The sequence below is a fragment of the Acidovorax sp. ACV02 genome (assembly GCF_014851475.1).
Classification (GTDB): domain Bacteria; phylum Pseudomonadota; class Gammaproteobacteria; order Burkholderiales; family Burkholderiaceae_C; genus Acidovorax; species Acidovorax delafieldii.
Map to the genome: position 1 here is coordinate 61,391 of NZ_JACUZU010000001.1, position 22,056 is coordinate 83,446.

Annotated in this window: 23 protein-coding genes and 2 tRNA genes; 15 read left to right on the plus strand and 10 right to left on the minus strand. The window is 60.6% G+C overall.

The genetic code is table 11. From position 1 onward, the window contains the following. Positions 1–30 precede the first annotated feature (30 nt). Positions 31–1,059: a 4-hydroxythreonine-4-phosphate dehydrogenase PdxA gene (pdxA, locus tag IB236_RS00315; protein ID WP_192418201.1), complete on the plus strand. Its 1,029-nt coding sequence runs from the start codon at positions 31–33 to the stop codon at positions 1,057–1,059. Positions 1,060–1,243: 184 nt separating this feature from the next. Here the strand turns inward: pdxA and mscL are convergent, their stop codons facing one another. After that, complete coding sequence (mscL, locus tag IB236_RS00320; protein ID WP_056641077.1) at positions 1,244–1,672, minus strand: large conductance mechanosensitive channel protein MscL; 429 nt, start codon at positions 1,670–1,672, stop codon at positions 1,244–1,246. Between the two features lie 145 nt (positions 1,673–1,817). On the opposite strand from mscL, the gene petA reads away from it, so the two are divergent. The 6 genes from petA to IB236_RS00350 all read left to right on the plus strand — a co-directional run bounded on the left by petA (position 1,818) and on the right by IB236_RS00350 (position 6,053). Continuing rightward, a complete protein-coding gene (gene petA / locus IB236_RS00325) occupies positions 1,818–2,417 on the plus strand; it encodes a ubiquinol-cytochrome c reductase iron-sulfur subunit (RefSeq protein WP_056060279.1) in 600 nt (199 codons plus the stop codon). Between the two features lie 11 nt (positions 2,418–2,428). Next, complete coding sequence (locus tag IB236_RS00330) at positions 2,429–3,844, plus strand: cytochrome bc complex cytochrome b subunit (protein WP_015012702.1); 1,416 nt, start codon at positions 2,429–2,431, stop codon at positions 3,842–3,844. A gap of 17 nt (positions 3,845–3,861) precedes the next feature. Continuing rightward, the gene (locus IB236_RS00335; RefSeq protein WP_099731102.1) at positions 3,862–4,623 is read left to right on the plus strand and encodes a cytochrome c1; all 762 of its coding nucleotides are present in this window, start codon (positions 3,862–3,864) and stop codon (positions 4,621–4,623) included. Between the two features lie 101 nt (positions 4,624–4,724). Continuing rightward, positions 4,725–5,336 (plus strand): glutathione S-transferase N-terminal domain-containing protein, encoded by a 612-nt coding sequence (locus tag IB236_RS00340; protein WP_005794209.1) that lies wholly within the window; start codon positions 4,725–4,727, stop codon positions 5,334–5,336. A gap of 52 nt (positions 5,337–5,388) precedes the next feature. Continuing rightward, the gene (locus IB236_RS00345; RefSeq protein ID WP_192418203.1) at positions 5,389–5,928 is read left to right on the plus strand and encodes a ClpXP protease specificity-enhancing factor; all 540 of its coding nucleotides are present in this window, start codon (positions 5,389–5,391) and stop codon (positions 5,926–5,928) included. A gap of 49 nt (positions 5,929–5,977) precedes the next feature. Further along, positions 5,978–6,053 (plus strand) — tRNA-Thr (locus tag IB236_RS00350). A 43-nt stretch (positions 6,054–6,096) separates the two neighbouring features. On the opposite strand, the gene IB236_RS00355 is transcribed toward IB236_RS00350, so the two are convergent. Further along, entirely contained in the window at positions 6,097–6,396 is a 300-nt protein-coding gene (locus IB236_RS00355; protein WP_192418205.1) for a hypothetical protein, read from the minus strand. A 32-nt stretch (positions 6,397–6,428) separates the two neighbouring features. Here IB236_RS00355 and IB236_RS00360 point away from each other — a divergent pair, with 32 nt between their 5' ends. The 5 genes from IB236_RS00360 to IB236_RS00380 all read left to right on the plus strand — a co-directional run bounded on the left by IB236_RS00360 (position 6,429) and on the right by IB236_RS00380 (position 13,012). Further along, positions 6,429–7,412: a M23 family metallopeptidase gene (locus IB236_RS00360; RefSeq protein ID WP_108498321.1), complete on the plus strand. Its 984-nt coding sequence runs from the start codon at positions 6,429–6,431 to the stop codon at positions 7,410–7,412. Between the two features lie 137 nt (positions 7,413–7,549). Then, positions 7,550–10,303: a preprotein translocase subunit SecA gene (gene secA, locus IB236_RS00365; protein WP_192418207.1), complete on the plus strand. Its 2,754-nt coding sequence runs from the start codon at positions 7,550–7,552 to the stop codon at positions 10,301–10,303. A gap of 96 nt (positions 10,304–10,399) precedes the next feature. Further along, positions 10,400–11,629, plus strand: coding sequence for a bifunctional glutamate N-acetyltransferase/amino-acid acetyltransferase ArgJ (argJ, locus tag IB236_RS00370; protein ID WP_192418209.1), 1,230 nt, complete (start codon positions 10,400–10,402; stop codon positions 11,627–11,629). A 62-nt stretch (positions 11,630–11,691) separates the two neighbouring features. Further along, positions 11,692–12,564, plus strand: coding sequence for an ATP-binding protein (locus IB236_RS00375; protein WP_192418211.1), 873 nt, complete (start codon positions 11,692–11,694; stop codon positions 12,562–12,564). Continuing rightward, a complete protein-coding gene (locus IB236_RS00380) occupies positions 12,554–13,012 on the plus strand; it encodes an NUDIX domain-containing protein (RefSeq protein ID WP_225580890.1) in 459 nt (152 codons plus the stop codon). The genes IB236_RS00375 and IB236_RS00380 overlap by 11 nt, the downstream gene beginning before the upstream one ends. 117 nt (positions 13,013–13,129) lie before the next feature. Here IB236_RS00380 and IB236_RS00385 read toward each other — a convergent pair whose 3' ends face one another. The 8 genes from IB236_RS00385 to IB236_RS00420 form a co-directional block, all read right to left on the minus strand. Continuing rightward, positions 13,130–13,348 carry a DNA gyrase inhibitor YacG gene (locus IB236_RS00385; protein ID WP_192418213.1) on the minus strand — a complete coding sequence of 73 codons (219 nt, stop codon included), beginning with the start codon at positions 13,346–13,348 and terminating at the stop codon, positions 13,130–13,132. An 89-nt stretch (positions 13,349–13,437) separates the two neighbouring features. Continuing rightward, positions 13,438–14,193, minus strand: coding sequence for a cell division protein ZapD (gene zapD, locus IB236_RS00390; RefSeq protein ID WP_056060302.1), 756 nt, complete (start codon positions 14,191–14,193; stop codon positions 13,438–13,440). 85 nt (positions 14,194–14,278) lie between these two features. Continuing rightward, positions 14,279–14,899, minus strand: a complete 621-nt coding sequence (gene coaE / locus IB236_RS00395; RefSeq protein ID WP_192418214.1) for a dephospho-CoA kinase — start codon at positions 14,897–14,899, stop codon at positions 14,279–14,281. 9 nt (positions 14,900–14,908) lie between these two features. Further along, positions 14,909–15,781 carry an A24 family peptidase gene (locus IB236_RS00400; protein ID WP_192418216.1) on the minus strand — a complete coding sequence of 291 codons (873 nt, stop codon included), beginning with the start codon at positions 15,779–15,781 and terminating at the stop codon, positions 14,909–14,911. Further along, positions 15,781–17,001 (minus strand): type II secretion system F family protein, encoded by a 1,221-nt coding sequence (locus IB236_RS00405; RefSeq protein WP_192418218.1) that lies wholly within the window; start codon positions 16,999–17,001, stop codon positions 15,781–15,783. Before IB236_RS00405 ends, IB236_RS00400 begins: the two co-directional genes overlap by 1 nt. Positions 17,002–17,021: 20 nt before the next feature. Beyond that, a complete protein-coding gene (gene pilB / locus IB236_RS00410; protein ID WP_192418220.1) occupies positions 17,022–18,761 on the minus strand; it encodes a type IV-A pilus assembly ATPase PilB in 1,740 nt (579 codons plus the stop codon). A 135-nt stretch (positions 18,762–18,896) separates the two neighbouring features. After that, positions 18,897–18,973 (minus strand) — tRNA-Pro (locus IB236_RS00415). Positions 18,974–19,012: 39 nt separating this feature from the next. After that, positions 19,013–19,942, minus strand: a complete 930-nt coding sequence (locus tag IB236_RS00420; protein ID WP_108498330.1) for a polyprenyl synthetase family protein — start codon at positions 19,940–19,942, stop codon at positions 19,013–19,015. A 235-nt stretch (positions 19,943–20,177) separates the two neighbouring features. Between IB236_RS00420 and rplU the strand changes: the two genes are divergently transcribed. The 3 genes from rplU (at position 20,178) to cgtA (ending at position 22,003) form a co-directional block, all read left to right on the plus strand. Continuing rightward, positions 20,178–20,489 (plus strand): 50S ribosomal protein L21, encoded by a 312-nt coding sequence (gene rplU / locus IB236_RS00425; protein ID WP_005794184.1) that lies wholly within the window; start codon positions 20,178–20,180, stop codon positions 20,487–20,489. 15 nt (positions 20,490–20,504) lie between these two features. Continuing rightward, positions 20,505–20,762, plus strand: coding sequence for a 50S ribosomal protein L27 (rpmA, locus tag IB236_RS00430; RefSeq protein WP_005794180.1), 258 nt, complete (start codon positions 20,505–20,507; stop codon positions 20,760–20,762). Positions 20,763–20,932: 170 nt separating this feature from the next. Then, positions 20,933–22,003 carry an Obg family GTPase CgtA gene (gene cgtA / locus IB236_RS00435; protein ID WP_056747278.1) on the plus strand — a complete coding sequence of 357 codons (1,071 nt, stop codon included), beginning with the start codon at positions 20,933–20,935 and terminating at the stop codon, positions 22,001–22,003. Positions 22,004–22,056 lie beyond the last annotated feature (53 nt).

Here is a 22,056-nt window from a genome sequence, read left to right on the forward strand (position 1 = left end):
AGCGCTACAAGCACTTTTGGCTCCAAACCCATGCAACCCATCGCCATCACCCAGGGAGATCCCGCCGGCATCGGCCCCGAGATCGTGGCCAAGGCCTTTCGCGACGCGCCCGATGCGCTGCGCCACTGCTTTGTCGTCGGTGACCTGGCCACCGTGCGACGCGCTGCGGACGCCATCACGCGCCCCGGTGTGCCCGGTGTGCCTGTGGCGCAGATCGGGTCACCGGGCGAAGCGGCGGACGCTCCGCCCCGCTGCATCCCCGTGCTCCAACTGCCTGGGATCCCGGGGCCCCAGCCTTGGGGCGAGATCAGCGCCGCCGCCGGCCGTGCCGCGGCGGACAGCGTGGTCTGGGCGGCGCGTGCCGCATTGCGTGGGGAGGTGGCAGCGCTGGTGACCGCCCCTTTGCACAAGGAGGCCTTGTCGGCTGCAGGGGTGGACTTCCCGGGGCATACGGAGCTCTTGCAGGCAGAGGCTGCTGCGCACCAGGGGGTGCCGCTGGCGCGGATGCCCGTGCGCATGATGCTGGCCAATGACGAGCTGCGCACCGTGCTCGTCAGCATCCATGTGTCGCTGCGCGACGCGATTGCAGCGGTGACGCAGGACAACGTGCTGCAGACGCTGCAAATCACCCACGCCGCCTTGCAGCGCAGCCTGGGCCGTGTGCCCCGCGTGGGTGTGGCAGGGTTGAACCCCCATGCGGGCGAGGGCGGATTGTTTGGCCGCGAAGAGCTGGAGGTGATCGCCCCGGCCATCGCGGCGGCGCGCGCGCAGGGGCTCGATGTGCACGGCCCGTTTGCGCCTGACACGGTGTTCATGCGCGCGCGCAGCACCCCGCAGCGCGCGGGCGAGTTCGACGTGGTCATCGCCATGTACCACGACCAGGGCCTGATCCCGGTGAAGTACCTGGGGGTGGAAAAGGGCGTGAACGTGACCCTGGGCCTGCCCCTGGTGCGCACCAGCCCCGACCACGGGACGGCGTTTGATATTGCAGGGCAGGGCGTTGCAGATGCCTCCAGCCTGATCGAGGCGGTGCGCATGGCGCGGGCGCTGTGCGGATGACGTCAGCCGCTGAAGCCTTGGGGCCCAGCGCTGATCGATATCAAACGAACCGTTGAAAAATTGTGCCAGCCTGGACGCGGGTGTGCGGGCGGCGCGACCCCAAAAAGCCAACGCCACCGGCGGCTGGTGGAGGCAGCGCAGCGGTGGCGTTTTGTGCGGCCACTAAGGCCGCTGGCCCAAGGGTTTACTTCTTCAGGCTGTCGCGAATTTCGCGCAGCAACACAATGTCTTCGGGAGGGGCCACCGGCGCGGCGGGGGCGGCAGGGGCTTCGCGCTTGAGGCGGTTGATCTGCTTGATCATCATGAAGATGATGAAAGCCAGGATCACAAAGTTGACCGCCACGGTCAGGAAGTTGCCATAGGCAAACACTGGCACACCGGCTTTTTTGAGGGCGTCGAGCGTGGTGCCCGTGCCTGGAGGCACGTTGCCCAGCACGATGAACAGGTTGGAGAAATCGAGCTTGCCAAAGACCAGCCCCACCACCGGCATGATCAGGTCTGCTACCACCGAATCCACGATCTTGCCAAAGGCGCCGCCAATGATGACGCCCACCGCGAGGTCAATCACATTGCCCTTGACCGCGAACTCCCTGAACTCTTGCATCATCCCCATGTTGTTGCTCCTTGTAAAACGGTGATGGGGGAGTATTGCCCGGTTCGCACCCCTGTCAAGCCAGCAAACCACTTGGAAATAACCATTTTCACTCCGCTACAATTCGCGGTTGACCCCAATCTAGCGATGTTCATCGAGGATCCCCATGAGTGACACTCCAATCGACTCCAGCAAGCGGACGTGGATCATCACGTCAGCATGTGCTGGTGCGGTGGGCGGCGTGGCAACCGCCGTTCCTTTCGTGAGTACTTTCCAGCCCTCAGAGCGTGCCAAAGCCGCTGGTGCTGCTGTCGAGGTGGATATCTCCGCCCTCAAACCTGGAGAAAAGGTCACTGTGGAGTGGCGCGGCAAGCCCGTCTGGATCATCAAGCGCACGCCGGAGCAACTGGCAGAGCTGCCCAAGCTCGACGGCCAGCTCGCCGATCCCAAGTCGGAGCGCAAGCCCTCTGAACTCACGCCTGAGTACGCCCGCAACGAGGCGCGCTCCATCAAGCCGGAAATTTTTGTGGGTGTGGGCATTTGCTCGCACTTGGGTTGCTCGCCGTCGGACAAGTTCCAGACCGGTGCACAACCTTCGCTGCCCGACGACTGGAAGGGTGGCTTCCTGTGTCCTTGCCACGGCTCCACGTTCGACATGGCGGGCCGCGTCTTCAAGAACAAGCCAGCACCCGACAACCTTGAGGTGCCTCCGCACATGTACCTGTCCGATACGCGCCTGCTGATCGGTGAAGACAAGAAGGCTTGACGGAGAACGACATGGCCCACGAATTCAAAGAAATCTCGCCGAACGCCTCCGCAGGCGCCAAGGTCACCAACTGGTTCGAGAACCGGTTCCCGACGGCCTTTGACGCCTACAAGGTGCACATGTCGGAGTACTACGCTCCGAAGAACTTCAACTTCTGGTACATCTTCGGCTCGCTGGCGCTGGTCGTGCTGGTGATCCAGATCGTGACCGGCATCTTCCTGGTCATGCACTACAAGCCGGACGCCAATCTCGCGTTCGCGTCGGTCGAGTACATCATGCGCGATGTGCCCTGGGGCTGGCTGATCCGCTACATGCACTCCACGGGCGCTTCGGCGTTCTTTGTGGTGGTGTACCTGCACATGTTCCGTGGCCTCATATACGGCAGCTACCGCAAGCCGCGCGAGCTGGTCTGGATCTTCGGTTGCGCGATTTTCCTGTGCCTGATGGCCGAAGCCTTCATGGGTTACCTGCTGCCCTGGGGGCAGATGTCCTACTGGGGTGCCCAGGTGATCGTGAACCTGTTTGCCGCCATTCCTTTCATCGGCCCGGACCTGGCCCTGCTGATCCGTGGCGACTATGTGGTGGGCGATGCGACGCTGAATCGCTTCTTCAGCTTCCACGTGATTGCCGTGCCCCTGGTGCTGCTGGGCCTTGTGGTGGCGCACTTGCTGGCGCTGCACGACGTGGGCTCCAACAACCCCGATGGTGTGGAAATCAAGGGCCCCAAGGCTCCCAAGGATGCCAACGGCAAGCCGCTCGACGGCGTGCCCTTCCATCCCTACTACACGGTGCACGACATCTTCGCGCTGAGCATGTTCCTGATGGCATTCACGGCCGTGGTGTTCTTTGCTCCCGAGTTCGGTGGCTACTTCCTCGAATACAACAACTTCATCCCTGCGGATCCGCTCAAGACCCCGGCCCACATTGCCCCGGTCTGGTACTTCACGCCGTTCTATTCGATGCTGCGTGCCATCACCACTGAGATGATGTACGTGCTCGTGCTGTGCGTGGTCGCTGGCGCCGGTTTTGGCGTGCTCAAGGCCAAGCTGCCCAGCTTCGTGAAGGCGGGTATTGCCGGTGCGGCCGTGGTGGTCATCGCCATGATGCTGTCCATCGATGCCAAGTTCTGGGGTGTGGTGGTCATGGGTGGTGCTGTGATCATCCTGTTCTTCCTGCCCTGGCTGGATCACAGCCCTGTCAAGTCGATCCGCTACCGCCCCGACTGGCACAAGTATTTGTACGGCGTGTTTGTGATCATCTTCCTGATCCTGGGCTACCTGGGTGTGCAGCCACCATCGCCGATCGGCGAGCGGGTGTCGCAAGTCGGAACGCTGTTCTACTTCGGCTTCTTCCTGCTGATGCCCTGGTGGAGCCGCATCGGTGAAACCAAGCCCGTGCCTGACCGCGTGACCTTTGTGGCGCACTGAGCCTGGAGATAACAACAATGAAGAAAATCATCCTCACGTTGATCGCCGCTGTGGGTCTGGTCGCCGGTGCTGCCCATGCGGCGGGTGGCGACACCATTGCCTGGGACAAGGCGCCCAACAAGACCAATGACCTGGCCTCGCTGCAAAACGGTGCCAAGGTGTTCGTGAACTACTGCCTGAGCTGCCACTCGGCGGCCTACATGCGGTTCAATCGCCTGCGCGACATCGGCCTGACCGAGCAGCAGATCAAGGACAACCTGCTGTTCACCACCGACAAGGTGGGTGAAACCATGAAGGCGTCGATCGATCCCAAGCAGGCCAAGGAATGGTTTGGTGCCAATCCGCCCGACCTCACCGTGATCGCACGTTCGCGTGCAGGCCACGGCGGCACGGGGGCTGACTATCTGTACACCTTCCTGCGCACCTTCTATCGCGACGACACCAAGGCCACCGGCTGGAACAACCTGGCTTTCCCCAGCGTCGGTATGCCCCATGTTCTGTGGCAGTTGCAGGGCGAACGTCGTCCCGTGTTTGAAGAACACGAGAGCCACGGCCACAAGACCCATGTGTTCAAGGGCTGGGAGCAGATCACACCAGGCACGATGACGCCTTTGCAATTCGATCAGAATATTGGCGATCTGGTGAACTATCTGCAGTGGATGGGCGAGCCCGCGCAGAACACCCGTTGGCGCGTGGGCGTCTGGGTGCTGATGTTCCTGGGCGTGTTCACGATCATTGCTTGGCGCTTGAACGCTGCGTTCTGGAAGGACGTCAAGTAAACGCCAGATCCATCGCTAGCACCCTGCGGGGTGCCGTCGGATTTATTACAGAGTGGGCGCTTTTGGCGTCCCACTCTTTTGATTTTTAGGAGCCTCCCACCATGATGGTGCTTTACTCGGGTACGACCTGTCCCTTCTCCCACCGCTGCCGTTTTGTTCTGTTTGAAAAAGGCATGGACTTTGAAATCCGCGATGTGGACCTGTACAACAAGCCCGAAGACATCAGCGTGATGAACCCGTACGGCCAGGTGCCGATCCTGGTCGAGCGCGACCTGATCCTGTACGAGTCGAACATCATCAATGAGTACATCGATGAGCGTTTTCCTCACCCGCAACTGATGCCTGGTGACCCGGTGGACCGCGCCCGCGTGCGCCTGTTCCTGCTCAACTTCGAGAAGGAATTGTTCGTGCATGTGAACACGCTCGAATCGCGTGCGACCAAGGGCAATGAGAAAGCGTTGGAAAAGGCGCGCGCCCACATCCGTGACCGCCTGACGCAGCTGGCCCCGGTGTTCCTCAAGAATAAGTACATGCTGGGCGACAACTTCTCGATGCTGGACGTGGCCATCGCGCCGCTGCTGTGGCGCCTCGATTACTACGGCATTGATCTGTCCAAGAATGCGGCCCCGCTGCTCAAGTACGCTGAGCGCATCTTCTCGCGCCCGGCTTACATTGAAGCGCTGACGCCGTCCGAAAAGGTCATGCGCAAGTAAGCCGCGGCCTGCAGACTTCCCTCTTTCCATCGCAGCTGTAGTACCGCCATCCATGACCGCACAGGAATCGACCTCCACGCGCCCCTATCTCATTCGCGCCCTGTACGAATGGTGTACCGACAACGGGCTCACGCCTTACGTGGCGGTGCGTGTGGACGACTCCGTGCAGGTGCCGCGCGAGTATGTGAAGGATGGCGAGATCGTTCTGAACATCAGTTTTGATGCGACCAGCGCGCTGCAACTGGGCAATGAATTCATTGAGTTCAAGGCGCGTTTTGGTGGCAAGCCTCGCGAAATTCTGGTGCCGGTCGGGCGTGTGATCGCTATCTATGCCCGTGAGAACGGTCAAGGTATGGCGTTCCCGCCACCGGTGGATCTGTTGACTTCTGCGGAGGGGGCTCCCTCTGCACTGTCTGCTGCTGTGTCCCCCGCGCCGGTGCAAACGGAAGAGGCGACGGCTGCCGTGCCTGCCGAAGACCGTGTCGTGCAGCTGGTGGGTGTGGAAGATGGCCACAAGGATGATGGGGGCGACACTCCTCGGCCGCCGCCTGCTCAAGGTGGAGCACGCCCCTCGCTGAAGCGCATCAAATAGCTGCTGTTTCAAATTTCGGGCGGTTTTTACAGGATAAAATGCTGCCTTCGCCGGTTTAGCTCAGTTGGTAGAGCACCCGCCTTGTAAGCGGTAGGTCGTCAGTTCGATTCCGACAACCGGCACCATTTCTCTTGCTTTTTGCATTCCCTGGCACTGACGCCCTGGCCGTCAGGTTTGAACTTTCAGGCGAATCGCGTTAACCTCCCACCCCCGACTGCGCAGATGCGCCTGCAAAGCAGGCAGCAGTTGGCGTATTTTTGCCGCCGCAGCGTTGCTCTTGACCAGCAGGCACCAGCTGTCCCCGTCAATGGGGCCTGCCTGAACCGCTGGGCGCAACGCGGCGGGAATCAGCAATTCAATGGCCTTGAGCCGATCACTGGAGTCGCGTGTCAGCGCTGTAAGCTTTGCCAGCGTGGGGGATTCCTCGCTGGCTTGCTGCAGGGTGATGGCGTAGTGGCGGCGATTCATGGTGTGGCGTCTTCGGGCGTGGAGTATTGGCAGTGCATTTGATTATCACGGACGCCAGACTGGCGCGCAGCCGGGCCATTCATTTGTCTGGCACGCGCTTGGTCCTGGCGGGGCTTGCTGTGTCGCTGTGCCTGATGGTGGTGGCTGCAGGGCTCTACCACTGGGTTTTTCTGAAAGGGGCGCGTGAAGGGTGGCCTATCGTGGGCTCGCTGGTGCGCCTTGTGGTCAAGGATGAGTTTGCCGAGCGTGACCGATTCATGCGCGCCAATCTCGATGCCATGGCCCGGCGTGTGGGTGAAATGCAAGCGCGCATGGTGCAGCTGGAGTCCCTCGGAGACCGTGTGCTGGGCTTGGCAGGCATGGCACCTGCTGACATTCAGAAAGCGGATGCCCGCGGCGGCGCCCTCGTGAGCGCGCGCAACCTGTCCATGGAAGAGCTGCAAACCACCCTGGATGATCTGGAGCGCCTGACCAATCAGCGTGTGGATCTGATGACGGTGCTGGAGTCCCGTCTGTTTGACCAGCACATCCGCAAGAAGATGATTCCGACCCATGCGCCCGTCACGGGGCGTGTCGCAGGGTCGGGTTTTGGCTGGCGGGTCGATCCCATTACGGGGCAGTCGGCCTTGCACACCGGGCTGGATTTCCAGGCCGACACCGGCACACCCATCCTGGCGGCCGCCGGAGGCGTGGTTGTTACCCAGGAGTACCACCCCGCCTACGGCAACATGATCGAGGTAGACCATGGCAACCAGCTGGTGACGCGCTATGCCCATGCCTCGCGCGTCTTGATCAAGCAGGGCGACATCGTGCGCCGCGGGCAAAAGATTGCGGAGATCGGTACCACCGGCCGCTCGACGGGGCCGCATCTGCACTTTGAGGTGCTGGTGCAGGGGGTTTTCCAGGACCCACAGAAGTTCCTGAATGCGGGCGGTACGGCCACTGGCGCACAGGTAGCCGCCATTCAGCCCTCCACGTTGGCAGGACAGCCGGCCGCGCCGGCACCGGGCAGGTAAAATCGCGGGTCCGGCGTTCTCTGCCCGCAGTTGCAATGCTTGCAATATCGGTCGCAGGACCCATCTGAACTCAATTCATCTTAGGGATTTCGGTCGCTTGGCGCGCTGATTGCAGCGGGGCAGGCGGTCCTGTTCGCATGGCCACCAACTTCCTCACCAAAATATTCGGCAGCCGCAATGACCGGCTCCTCAAGCAGTACCGCAAGACGGTGACCCGCATCAATGCGATGGAGCCCGATTACGAGAAGCTGTCGGACGAGCAGCTCCGGGCCAAGACGCAGGAGTTCAAGGACCGCGTGGCCAAGGGCGAGTCGCTGGACAGCATCCTCCCCGAAGCCTTTGCCGTGGTGCGCGAGGGCTCCAAGCGCATCATGAAGATGCGGCACTTTGATGTGCAGCTGCTCGGTGGCATGGCGCTGCATTTCGGCAAGATCGCCGAAATGCGCACTGGCGAGGGCAAGACCCTGACGGCCACGCTGCCGGTGTACCTCAATGCCCTCTCGGGCAAGGGTGTGCACGTGGTGACGGTGAATGACTACCTCGCCAACCGCGATGCGCAGTGGATGGGGCGCCTGTACAACTTCCTGGGCCTCACGGTGGGTATCAACCTGCCCAACATGCCCCGTGAAGAAAAGCAGGCTGCGTACCGTGCCGACATCACCTACGGCACCAACAACGAATACGGCTTTGACTACCTGCGCGACAACATGGTCTATGAAGCGCAGGACCGCGTGCAGCAGGGCCTGAACTTTGCCATCGTGGACGAGGTGGACTCGATCCTGATCGACGAAGCCCGCACGCCGCTCATCATCAGTGGCCAGGCCGAAGACCACACGGCGATGTACATCGCCATGAACAAGGTGGTGCCCTTGCTGGTGCGTCAGGAAGGCGAGGCGGACCCCCGCACAGGCGAGGGCGTGACCAAGCCCGGCGACTTCACGCTGGACGAAAAAACCCACCAAGTGTTTCTGACCGAGCAAGGCCACGAAACTGCCGAACGCATTCTGGCGTCCCACGGCCTGATCGCCGAAGGCGCCTCGGTGTACGACCCGGCCAACATCACGCTGATGCACCACCTGTATGCAGCGCTGCGGGCCAATCACTTGTACCACCGCGATCAGCACTACGTGGTGCAAAACGGCGAGATCGTGATCGTGGACGAGTTCACCGGCCGCCTGATGTCGGGCCGCCGCTGGAGTGAAGGTCTGCACCAGGCCGTGGAGGCCAAGGAAGGCGTGAACATCCAGGCCGAGAACCAGACACTGGCCTCCATCACGTTCCAGAACTATTTCCGCCTGTACAACAAGCTGGCCGGCATGACGGGTACGGCCGATACCGAAGCCTACGAGTTCCAGGAAATCTATGGCCTGGAAACTACGGTCATCCCACCCAACCGGCCTAGCAAGCGCGACGACCAGCTGGACCGCGTCTACAAGACCACGCGCGAGAAGTACGAAGCCGCCATCAAGGACATTCGCGAATGCCATGAGCGCGGCCAGCCCGTGCTGGTGGGCACGACGTCGATCGAGAACTCCGAAATCATTGACCAGCTGCTGAACAAGGAAGGCCTGCCCCACCAGGTGCTCAATGCCAAGCAGCACGCCCGCGAGGCGGACATCGTGGCCCAGGCCGGTCGTGCCGGCATGATCACCATTGCCACCAACATGGCCGGTCGTGGGACCGACATCGTGCTGGGCGGCAACATTGAAAAAGATGTGGCGGCCATCGAAGCCGATGAAGCCCTGCCAGAAGCCGAACGCGCCGACAAGGTGGCTGCGTTGCGCGAGCAGTGGAAGATCGACCACGAGAAGGTCAAGGAGCTCGGTGGCCTGCGCATCATTGCGACCGAACGCCATGAGTCGCGCCGTATCGACAATCAGCTGCGCGGCCGCTCGGGCCGCCAGGGCGACCCCGGTTCCTCACGTTTTTACCTGAGCCTGGACGATTCGCTGATGCGCATCTTCGCGGGCGACCGCGTCAAGGCGATCATGGACCGCCTCAAGATGCCCGATGGCGAGGCCATCGAAGCCGGCATCGTGACGCGCAGCATCGAGTCGGCACAGCGCAAGGTGGAGGCCCGCAACTTCGACATCCGCAAGCAGTTGCTGGAGTACGACGATGTGTCCAACGACCAGCGCAAGGTGATCTACCAGCAGCGCAACGACATTCTGGATGCAGCCGACCTGTCGGACGTGATCGCCGCCATGCGCGAAGATTGCATGACCGATCTGGTGCGCCAGTATGTGCCCGCCGAGTCGGTGGAAGAACAGTGGGACCTCCCCGCTCTGGAGAAGGTGCTGGCCGAGGAGTGGCAGGTATCGATTGCCTTGCAGCAGGTGGTGCAGGGCGCCAGTGCCATCACCGACGACGAGATCCTGGAGAAGGTGCTGGCCGCGGCCCATGCCTCCTTTGACTCCAAAGTGGAGCAGGTCGGGCGGGAGAATTTCACGCAGTTTGAACGCATGGTGCTGTTGCAGAGCTTCGACTCCAACTGGCGTGACCACCTCTCTGCGCTGGATTACCTGCGCCAGGGAATCCACCTGCGCGGCTATGCGCAAAAGCAGCCCAAGCAGGAATACAAGCGCGAGGCCTTCGAGCTGTTCCGCCAGTTGATCGACCAGGTCAAGAACGAAGTGACCAAGATCCTCATGACCGTGCAGGTGCAGTCGCAGGAGCAGCTGGACCAGGCAGCGCAAGAGATGGAAAACCGCGGCGAAAGCATTGCCAACGTGACCTACACAGCGCCCACGGAAACCGGGGAGGTCGAAACCACGGTGGACGCTCAGACACAGGGTCTGGCGCTGCCAGAGGGCGTGCGCGTGGGCCGCAACGATCCCTGCCCTTGTGGCAGCGGCATGAAGTACAAGCAGTGCCACGGCAAACTCGCCTGATTTCCTGATCCACACAACACGGGCTTCGGCCCGTGTTTTCATTGGCGCGCCACGGTTTTCCGGATAATCGGCCGCAGTTTTTTGAGAAAGACCTTCATGCCCGTCAATCTAGTCGCCCCCGTTGCTGCCGATCTGCACCCCATCGCCGGTGTGCGCATCGGTGTTGCCGAAGCTGGTGTCCGCAAGGCCCACCGCAAGGACCTCACCGTGTTCTTGCTGGACGAGGGCGCCAGCGTGGCTGGCGTGTTCACGCAGAACCGCTTTTGCGCAGCGCCGGTGCAGATCAGTCGCGAGCATTTGAGCAGCGGCCAGCCCATTCGCGCCGTGGTCATCAACACGGGCAACGCCAATGCAGGTACGGGGGCTGACGGCCTGGCGCGTGCGCGCGCCACCTGCATTGCGCTCGCTCGTCAGCTGAGCGTGGCGCCCGAGCAGATCCTACCGTTCTCGACCGGCGTGATCATGGAGCCGCTGCCCAACGACCGCATCGAAGCGGGACTGCCCGCCGCCATCGCCGATGCGCAGCCCGGCCACTGGGCCCGTGCCGCCGAGGGCATCATGACCACCGACACACTGCCCAAGGCGTTCTCTGCGCAGGTGCAGATCGGTGGCGCCACGGTGTCCATCACGGGCATCAGCAAGGGTGCGGGCATGATCCGCCCCAACATGGCCACCATGCTGGGCTTCCTGGCCACGGACGCCTGCGTGGCGCCCTCCGTCATGCAGCAACTGGCGCGCGAACTGGCCGATGGCTCTTTCAATCGCGTCACCATCGACGGCGACACATCGACGAATGACTCGTTCGTGGTTGTCGCCACCAACAAGGCAGCGCATGCGCCCGTGACCTCGCTGGACAGTGCGGACGGCCAGGCCCTCAAGGCTGCGATGCTCTCGGTGTCACAAAAGCTGGCGCAGGCGATCGTGCGGGACGGCGAGGGGGCGACCAAGTTCATCACAGTGCGGGTCGAAGGCGGCAAGACTGGCGACGAGTGCCGCAAGGTGGCCTACGCCATTGCCCATTCGCCGTTGGTCAAGACGGCCTTTTTTGCCAGCGACCCCAACCTGGGCCGCATCCTGGCGGCCGTGGGCTACGCCGGCATTGACGACCTGGACCAGACCGGCATCGACCTGTACCTGGACGATGTGCACGTGGCGCTGCAAGGGGGGCGCAATCCTGCCTATCGCGAAGAAGACGGTCAGCGGGTGATGAAGCAGAGCGAGATCACCGTGAGGGTGCTACTAGGGCGCGGTACCGCAGCGGACACGGTGTGGACCTGCGACTTCAGCCACGAGTACGTGACCATCAACGCCGACTACCGCTCGTGAGTTGGTTTTTGCTATCTTTGTGATAGCTGTTGAGGCATATTTCACTAGCGCATGTCGCCACAATGAACGAAAAATTTGAACGCTTGGTCGAACGTGCCGAGCAGCTCATCGCCCGCATCGAGTCGGTGCTGCCCCAGCCGCTGGGAGCACCCGACTGGTCCGCATCCATTGCCTGGCGCTACCGCAAGCGCAGCAGTGGGCATGGCGCGCTGGAACCTGTGCGCCACGTGGGGGCGATGCAGCTGGCAGACCTTAAGGAAATCGATCCGCAAAAAGAAAAGATCGAGCGCAATACGCAGCAGTTTGTGCAGGGCAAGCCCGCCAACAACGTGCTGCTGACCGGTGCGCGTGGTACCGGCAAGTCGTCGCTGATCAAGGCCTGCTTGAACGCTTACGCAGCCGAAGGCCTGCGCCTGATAGAGGTGGACAAGGCCGACCTGACCGACCTGCCGGACATCGTGGACGTAGTGTCTGACCGGCCCGAGAAATTCATCGTCTTCTGCGATGACCTGAGTTTTGAGGACGGTGAGCCAGGCTACAAGGCGCTCAAGTCGATCCTGGACGGCTCGGTGGCGGCCGCCACGCCGAACGTGCTGATCTACGCCACCAGCAACCGGCGCCACCTGCTGCCGGAGTACATGGCCGACAATCTCACGTACACCCACACCGAAGACGGCGAGGTGCACCCGGGCGAGGTGGTGGAGGAGAAGATTTCGTTGTCGGAGCGTTTTGGCCTGTGGGTCAGCTTCTACCCGTTCAGCCAGCAGGAGTATCTGACCATCGTGGCGCAGTGGTTGTCGTCGTTCGGTGTGCCCGCACAGGCCATTGAGGAGGCGCGGCCTGAGGCCCTGGTCTGGGCGCTGGAGCGTGGCTCGCGCAGCGGCCGTGTGGCGTACCAGTTTGCGCGTGACTATGCGGGGCGACATGGCGGCTGAACATCTCGCTCCAGACAGCGTCCCGGCCACTGCCGAACGCAAACACACCGAAGTGGCCGTGGGCGTCCTGCTGCGCGCAGACGGCGCGATGCTGCTATCCACCCGCCCGCCGGGCAAGCCCTACGCGGGGTACTGGGAGTTTCCGGGTGGCAAGCTGGAGGCGGGCGAGACCGTGGAGCAGGCGCTGCGCCGCGAACTGATCGAGGAGCTGGGCGTGACCATCGGCCCGGCCAGCGTCTGGAAAGTGACCGAACACGATTACCCCCACGCACTGGTGCGGCTGCACTGGTGCAAGGTCTGGGAGTGGACTGGCGAATTCGAGATGCGTGAAGGCCAGGCCATGGCCTGGCAGCAAATGCCGATCACGGTGTCCCCGGTGCTGCCCGGTGCCTATCCGGTGTTGCAATGGCTGGCTGAGGAGCGGGGTCTGCAGTCCGCGGTGGAGTGAGACTCCCGCCTGTGTGGGACTGATTTGCTATTGAATTAGTAGCTCCTCAGGCATGCAGCACTAGCGCTACCGCTGGTTTTTGGCGAAATCGCTCTTGAATGGCGCCTATGACCTTGGTCAATGCTGCTGGCGCGGGTCGCCATGGGGGGCGTCGTCTGGCGGCGCTTCGGTGGGCATGCGAAAGCTTTCGCTGGCCCATGCGCCAAGGTCCATCTGCTTGCAGCGCTCGCTGCAAAACGGACGGTATACATTCGCGGCGCTATACACGCTATCTCCGCCGCAGCTGGGGCAGGTGACGATGCGTGCCTGCGAGGAAGGGGCTAGGGAGTGGGGCATCCTGGGGTGATCCTCTTGCTCAAGTCGGCCCGCCCGATCTTTAGCGGGCTTTGGCGCGATTCAGTCTCTGGGCTTGGGCTGGCTAAGGCCTACGCGCACAGGGTCAGTTCAAACGCCGCATCTTCGTTGCAGGCGTGCAGGCGTCCATCGCCTTCCAGCCGCATGAGCCGCACCGAGACAATCAGACGGTTGCCACTGATTTCCGGGATCAGGTTCAGCGCTGGGTCGATGCGAAGCCGCAGCAGCTGGAAGGTGCGGCCCTGGGGCAGATTCTGCTGAAACTGTCCGCGTTCTGCAGCGACCTTTTGGGGCACGCCTGAATCGCGCAGCAGCTTGAGCAGCACATAGATCGACTCGGCGAGGGGCGCCAACGTGGAGGCCCATTCCTCCAGGGCCTGCTGACGCACCGCTGGGGGGTGGTGTTGCCACGCGTAATAGGCTGGCAGGTCAAAGCCACAGGTCCCACCCGGAATGCCGATGCGGCTGCGGATGCTCATCAGCCAGTCGTTTTCCGTCAGTGCATGGCCCGACTTGCCGCTTTGGGTGTTGAGTGCCACGAAGCACCGGTCCAACTGACTGATCACCGCGTCCAGTGCGGCTTCAGAAATGGAGGGGTTGCCTCGGTACGTGTCGAGCTGGTGCTTGTGCTTTTCGATGTCCTTGAGCACATCCGACTTCAGATCGGCCCGGGCGGCCACATCCATGATCTCGAAAATCGTCACCAAGGCGAAATGGTGATCCAGCGCGTGAGGCCGGGGGATCAACTCCCCCAAGCGGCGGAACAGCTGCTCCAGCCGCAGATAGGTTCTGAGACGCTCGTTAAAGGGGTATTCGTAAAGGATCACGCTGGCGGGTTCCTGGAGGCTCAGGCAGTATTCTGACGCCGGTGGCGCACGGCATGGGGTGAAAGCACAAACGGTTTCGTACGCATCATAGCCCGAACAGCGTGGCCACTTGCCGCACCTCAGCCCGTAACTGCTCTAGCGAGCAATGTGCTTCGTTGGCAATCACCACATCGGCCACCGCCCTGCGCGCTGGGCGCGTAGCTTGTGAGGCAATGATGTCTTGCACAGCTTTGGCAGACAGACCGCTGCGCTGCATGACCCGCGCGATCTGGGTCTGCTCTGTGCAGTCCACCACGACCACGGCGTCGAGTTGGCGCGCCCACCGCCCAGACTCCGTCAGCAGCGGGATGTCGTGCACGATCCATCGGCAGCCAGACTGTAGTGCCTGTTGAATCTGTTGCTGGCTTTGCAAGGCCACCAAGGGGTGCACGATGGCCTCCAGCTGGCTGCGCGCCTGCGGTTGGCTGAAGGCCAGTTGCCGCATGCGCGCACGATCCAGCGCACCCGATGCATCAACATATGCTTCACCAAAGGTAGTTCGAATGGCAGGCATGGCCGCACCGCCCGGCCCAGTCACCTCCCTGGAGATCTGGTCGGCGTCGATGAGGCTTGCACCCAAGGACGCCATCATCTGGCCTACGGTGCTCTTGCCGCTACCGATGCCGCCGGTCAGACCCAGGCGCAAGGGCTGTCGGTGGGTTGGCATGAGAGTTCGTCAGAGCCCCAGAAGACCGAGCACTGTACCCAAAATGGCGTTGGGGCCGAACACCATCGCGGTGAGCCCTGCACCCACCAGGAAGGGGCCGAACGGAATGTAGCCACCCTCACGCAAGCTGCTGAAAATTTTCATTGCGATCCCGATGATGGCGCCAATCACTGAAGACATCAAAATGATCGGCACCAGCGCCTGCCAGCCAAACCATGCGCCCAATGCTGCAAACAGCTTGAAGTCGCCGTAGCCCATGCCTTCTTTGCCTGTCGCCAACTTGAAGCCCCAGTAGACCAGCCAGAGCGACAGGTATCCTGCCGCAGCGCCCATGACGGAAGCAAACAACGGTACGTTCGTCCATTGCAGGGCGGACGCCAGCAACCCTGCCCAGAGCAAAGGCAAGGTGATGTCATCGGGCAAAAGCGTGGTGTCCCAGTCAATGAACGCCAGAGCAATCAGGGCCGCCGAAAAGCCGCACCATGCCAACCCCGCAGGCGTCACGCCCCAGCGGTGGATACAGAAAAAGAACAGCGCTCCCGTTGCCAGTTCGACCATCGGGTAGCGGGGGCTGATGCGTGTTTTGCAGGACGAGCACCGTCCGCGCAAAAACAGATAACTTAAGACAGGAATGTTTTCATGCCAGCGCACCACATGCTCGCAAGCCGGGCAGCGGGACCGAGGTGTCATGAGGTTAAAGGTGGGCTGCATATCCTCGGGCAGCTCTTTGCCCTGATTGGATGCCTCGACTTGCGCGAGCTCTGCCGCCCACTGCCTCTCCATCATTTTGGGAAGGCGGTAAATCACCACATTCAGAAAACTGCCGAAAAGCAAACCAATCACGCCGCCGATAGCGGCATCCAACCATGCTTCCAGCGCCATTACACGACCTGACCGAGCTTGAAGATGGGAAGGTACATCGATACCACGATACCGCCGATGAGCGTACCCAGAAACACGATGATGATGGGCTCCATCAGGCTGGACAGGCCAGCCACCATGTCATCCACCTCGGCTTCATAGAAGTCGGCAGCCTTGCCAAGCATGTGGTCGATAGAGCCGGATTCTTCGCCAATCGCGCACATCTGAAGCACCATGGAGGGGAAGACGTTAGCGTTGCCCATTGCGGCGGTGAGGCTGGTACCCGTGGAGACCTCCTGCTGGATCTTATCTGTGGCCAAAGAGTACACCGAGTTACCAGCGGCCCCACCCACCGAGTCAAGCGCCTCTACCAGCGGCACGCCCGCGGCGAACATGGTGGACAACGTCCTAGTCCAGCGCGCAACGCAGGACTTATCGATCAAGGCACCAAACACAGGAAGCCGCAATAGAAGCCGATCCATGAACATCTGTACCTTTTCACTGCGGCGCCATGCCTGCATGAAAAAGTAGAAGCCACCACCGATGACACCGAAAATCAGCCACCACCATTTGACAAATACCTCGCTGATGGCCATCACAAACAACGTAGGTGCTGGGAGGTCAGCTCCGAAAGACGTGAAGACCTCCTTGAACGCTGGAATCACGAAGATCATGATGACCGTCACCACAACGAAAGCCACAATCACCACGGAAATGGGGTACATCAGGGCCGACTTGATCTTCGATTTGATCGCCTCGGTTTTTTCCATGTACGTGGCCAGCCGATCCAGCAGGGCTTCCAAAATACCCGCAGCCTCGCCCGCCTCTACCAAGTTGCAGTAGAGACTGTCAAAGTACATCGGATACTTTCTGAAAGCCCCGTTGAGCGATGTCCCTGTCTCGATATCGGACCGGATGTCATTGAGCAGCTTGGTGACGCTGGCATTGGTATTGCCTCGACCCACAATGTCGAAGGACTGCAACAGAGGTACGCCAGCCTTCATCATGGTTGCCAGCTGGCGGGTAAACAGCGCAATGTCCTTGGGCTTGATTTTTTTGCCCGAACGCATGCGGCGCTTCTTGATTTTGGTGGGGAAAACCCCTTGGCGACGCAGCGTCGCCTGCACCTGGTTTTCTCCGACCGCGCGGATTTCGCCACGAACGATCTTTCCGTTGCGGTCCTTGCCCTCCCACTCGAAGACAAAATCCTTGATATCTTTGGTTGATGCTGCGGTCGCCATGGTGCCCTCGTCCGTGGATGCTATTCGTTGGTGACGGCCAGAACTTCCTCAAGGGAAGTCAGACCCAATTTGGCTTTGTAGAGCCCGGATTCGCGCAGCGAACGAACACCCTCGGCGCGTGCCTGCTCTGCAATCTCCAGTGCGCTCCCGTCGCGCAAAATAATGCGCTGGATCTCCTCGGAAATAGGCATTACTTGATAGATGCCGAGTCGGCCCTTGTAGCCGTTATTGCAGGCCGAGCAACCCACGGGTCGATAGGTCACCCAGGAACCATCAATCTCGTGTTCTTCGTATCCCGCGTCCACCAAAGCCTCATGGGGGATATCGGCGGGAACCTTGCACACGGGGCACAATCGACGCGCCAAACGTTGCGCCGTGATCAAAATCACGCTGGAAGCGATGTTGAACGGCGCAATACCCATGTTGCGCATCCGCGTGAGCGTCGTGGGCGCGTCGTTCGTGTGTAGCGTGGAAAGCACAAGGTGACCTGTCTGCGCCGCCTTGATGGAAATATCTGCAGTTTCCAGATCCCGGATTTCACCCACCATGATGATGTCGGGATCCTGGCGCAGAAACGACTTCAGTGCCACAGCAAAGGTCATACCGGCTTTTTCATTCACGTTCACCTGATTGACGCCAGGCAAATTGATTTCAGAAGGGTCTTCGGCGGTTGCGATATTGACCCCCGGCTTGTTCAGCAGATTCAGACAGGTGTACAAGGACACCGTCTTGCCAGAGCCCGTAGGGCCTGTGACCAGAATCATTCCGTAAGGACGACCAATCGCCTGGAGCAATCGTTCCTTCTCCACGGGTTCATAGCCGAGCGCATCGATCCCGAGCTTGGCGCTGCTCGGATCCAAAATACGGATCACGATTTTTTCGCCAAACAGGGTGGGCAAGGTGCTTACCCGGAAATCGATCACGCGATCCGGCCCCACCTTGAGCTTCATGCGACCATCTTGGGGAACGCGCTTCTCGGAAATATCCAGTCGCGAAATCACCTTGATACGGGACGCGAGCTTGTCCTTGATGGCGATCGGTGGGGAGGCTATTTCGCGCAGCTCTCCGTCAATACGGAAACGGACGCGGTATTGGTGTTCGTAAGGCTCAAAATGCAGATCCGACGCACGCATATTGAATGCATCAAGCAGCATTTTGTGCAGGAACTTGACGATCGGCGCATCTTCAACTTCCGTTGCTCCTGTATCCGCTTCTTCAGGCGCATCTTCAATAGCAACATCGTCAAAAGCGAAGTCTCCGCCTCCACTCACCAGCGTGTCCATGGATTCGCTGGTGGATTTGGTCGTAACTTCTACGAGCCGGCTGAGTTTGTCATATTCCGCAATAATCCAATCCACACCCATTTGGGTGGTGAATTTGATTTTCTCTGCAGCTTCTTGGTCAGTCGGATCGGCTGTTGCGACGATCAGCCGGTTGTTGCGCTTGCTCAGGACCACCACGCGATATGCTTGGCATATCTTGTTATCCAGGAGCTCCTTCGGCAGGCGCAAAGGATCAATGGCGTCCAAGTCGAGCAGGGGTGCACCGAAAACCGCAGATACCGTGTGCGCCAGATCCGCTGCAGAAACAGCTCCAGAGCCCGTCAGCTCGGCAATGAAACTAGTACGGCTTATTTGTGATTTTTTGTAAATGTCTTCTGCTGACTTTTGGGTCAGCTTGCCCGCAGACATCAGGGCGCGGCCGAGCCCGGGCAGGGCTACTGCAGAGGCTTCTTTGAGGGCAGTATCAACAGCGGCCATGTAACCGAGAATGTGTTAGGTGTGGAAAAGAAACCATCCTATCATCACCGATCAACCATGGGCTGTACAGCGGCGCATATTGGCAACGGCGCCACAAACGGGTGGGATTTTGGTAGGTGACCATACTGCGATATATGGTCGGGGTGAGAGGATTCGAACCTCCGGCCTCTACGTCCCGAACGTAGCGCTCTACCAGGCTAAGCTACACCCCGCAGCTTGTAAAAGCACTCGCGAGTGATGTAGTGCCTCTTTCAATTTCGCCGCCCCAGCAATTGGGCTGCCAATTCTAGCAAACCCTCCGAATAGGCATTTGCGGGTAATAGTCGGGCGGCAGCCATGGCGCGGTGCGCTTCAGCGAAGGCTGCGGCGCGGGTAACGTCCAGGGCGCCTGTCGAGCGGACGATGCTCACGACTTCTTCTAGTCGTTCGGTCGAACCTTGTTCGATGGCTTGGCGAACGATTTCCGCCTGGCTGGGGGTGCCTCGTTCCATGGCGGCGATCAGGGGGAGGGTGGATTTGCCTTCTCTCAAGTCGTCGCCCAGATTTTTGCCCATCTCGGCAGTGTCGCCGTCGTAGTCCAGCACATCGTCAATGATCTGGAATGCGGTACCCAGTGCCTGCCCGTAAGTTGCGCATGCCTCTTCCACATCGGGGGGGCTGTTGGCCAGGATGGCGCCGAGGCGGGCGCTGGCTTCAAAAAGTTTGGCTGTTTTGGAGCGGATGACACGCAGATAGCCCGCTTCATCCAGTGAGGCGTCGTGCATGTTCATCAGCTGGAGCACTTCGCCTTCCGCAATCACGTTAGTGGCCTCGGAGAGGATTTCCATGATGCGCATGCTTCCAGCCTCGACCATCATCTGGAATGACCGGGTGTGCAGAAAGTCGCCCACGAGAACGCTGGCAGGGTTGCCAAAGGTTTCGTTGGCTGTGGGGCGGCCACGGCGCAGGGTGGATGCATCCACCACATCGTCATGCAGCAGTGTTGCGGTGTGAATCAGCTCGACCACTGCCGCCAGGCTGTGTCGATGTGTGCCACGGTAGCCCAAGGCTCCGCACACCATCAGCAGCAGAGCGGGGCGCAGACGCTTGCCGCCAGCTGCAATGATGTATTGAGAGATCTGGGCCACTAAGGGGACGCTTGATGTCAGGCGCTGACCGATGACCTTGTCGACCTCGTGCATGTCTTGTGCAACGAGCGTGAGGGGAGATGCTGCGGGGGCGGTATGGTCAGTCAAGATGGTGGTCACAGAAAGTGACCGAATTATAGGAAGGCCCGCTACGTGGCTGACGAGGACGGTGGCGTGCTGGTCACGCCAAATTGACTGATACGCGTGGGGCTGGCGGGGTGATGTCAGATGCGCTATACTCGCGGGCTCTGCGGAAATTCGTCTGCAGAACTCATATCAAGAGGTCAACATGTACGCGGTCATAAAAACCGGCGGCAAGCAGTATCGCGTTGCTTCCGGCGAAAAAATTAAAGTAGAACAGATTGCTGCGGACGTAGGCCAGGAAATTGTGATCGACCAGGTTCTGGCTGTCGGCAACGGCGCTGAATTGAAGGTTGGTACGCCCCTGGTGTCCGGCGCAACCGTGAAAGCCACTGTTGTGGCCCACGGCAAGCACGACAAAGTGCACATCTTCAAGATGCGCCGTCGCAAGCACTATCAAAAACGCCAAGGCCATCGCCAGCAGTTCACTGAGCTGCAAATTGGTGCGATTGCTGCTTAATCGAAGGAGCTAGTCATGGCACAGAAAAAAGGCGGCGGCTCTACGCGAAACGGGCGTGACTCCAAGCCAAAGATGCTGGGTGTCAAGGCCTTCGGTGGTGAACTGATCAGCGCTGGTTCGATCATCGTGCGCCAGCGTGGCACACGTTTCCACCCCGGCACCAATGTCGGCGTTGGCAAGGATCACACCTTGTTTGCCCTGGTGGACGGCCATGTGTCGTTCGGTACCAAGGGTGCATTGTCCAAGTCCACGGTCAATGTGACTCCCGCCTGAGGATTGCTCCTCCGGCAACCATCGAAGCCCCGCTTTGTCGGGGCTTTGTTGTTTGGTCTGCACGCGTCGCTGGTGCGCCTTAGGTCTGTGGCGCCTGGAATGGCCCCTGCTGTTCCGCCACAATTGGTCAGCAGCCGACAGTACGGCCTCTTTTGTAAACTGGATACCCCATGAAGTTCGTCGACGAAGCCTTTATTGACATTGCCGCAGGTGATGGTGGCAATGGCTGCGTGTCGTTCCGGCACGAAAAATACAAGGAGTTCGGCGGTCCCAATGGTGGTGACGGTGGGCGCGGGGGGCATGTGTTTGCTGTGGCCGATCCCAACCTGAATACCCTGGTGGACTATCGCTACTCGCGCCGTCACGAGGCCAAACGGGGTGAGCATGGCATGGGCTCCGATATGTTCGGCGCAGCGGGTACGGACATCACACTCAAGATGCCGGTCGGGACCATCATCACCGACGCCGAGACGGGTGAAGTTCTGTATGAGCTGCTGACCCCGGGCGAGGTCATCACCATCGCCAAAGGCGGTGATGGCGGCTTTGGCAACATGCGTTTCAAGAGCGCGATCAACCGTGCCCCGCGTCAAAAAACGCCGGGCTGGCCGGGCGAGAAAAAGAATTTGAAGCTGGAGCTGAAGGTGCTGGCCGATGTGGGCCTGCTGGGCATGCCCAACGCCGGAAAGTCCACCTTCATCACGGCCGTGTCCAATGCGCGACCAAAGATTGCGGATTACCCATTCACCACGCTGCACCCCAACCTGGGCGTCGTGCGGGTGGGGCCTGAGCAGAGCTTTGTTGTAGCCGACATCCCCGGTCTGATCGAGGGAGCTTCTGAGGGCGCTGGCTTGGGCCACCAGTTCCTGCGCCATCTGCAACGCACGCGTTTGCTGTTGCACATCGTGGACTTGGCACCGTTTGACGATGCTGTGGACCCGGTGGCGCAGGCCAAGGCCATCGTGAACGAGCTCAAGAAATACGACCAGCAGCTTTACAACAAGCCGCGTTGGCTGGTGCTGAACAAGCTGGACATGGTTCCCGCTGATGAGCGTGAGGCGCGCGTGAAGGATTTTGTGAAGCGCTTCAAATGGAAGGGGCCGGTGTTTGAGATCTCGGCCCTTACGCGTGAGGGCTGTGAGCCACTGATTCACGCCATCTTCCGCCATGTGCAGTCCGAGCAGCGCACGGAGAACGAGCCGGTGGAGGTGGATCCCCGTTTCGCCGGCGATGCTCCAGCCTGACGCGTCGGCGCTCAGAGGATAGGGTTGCTACATTTTTAATAGCTACTCAGGTA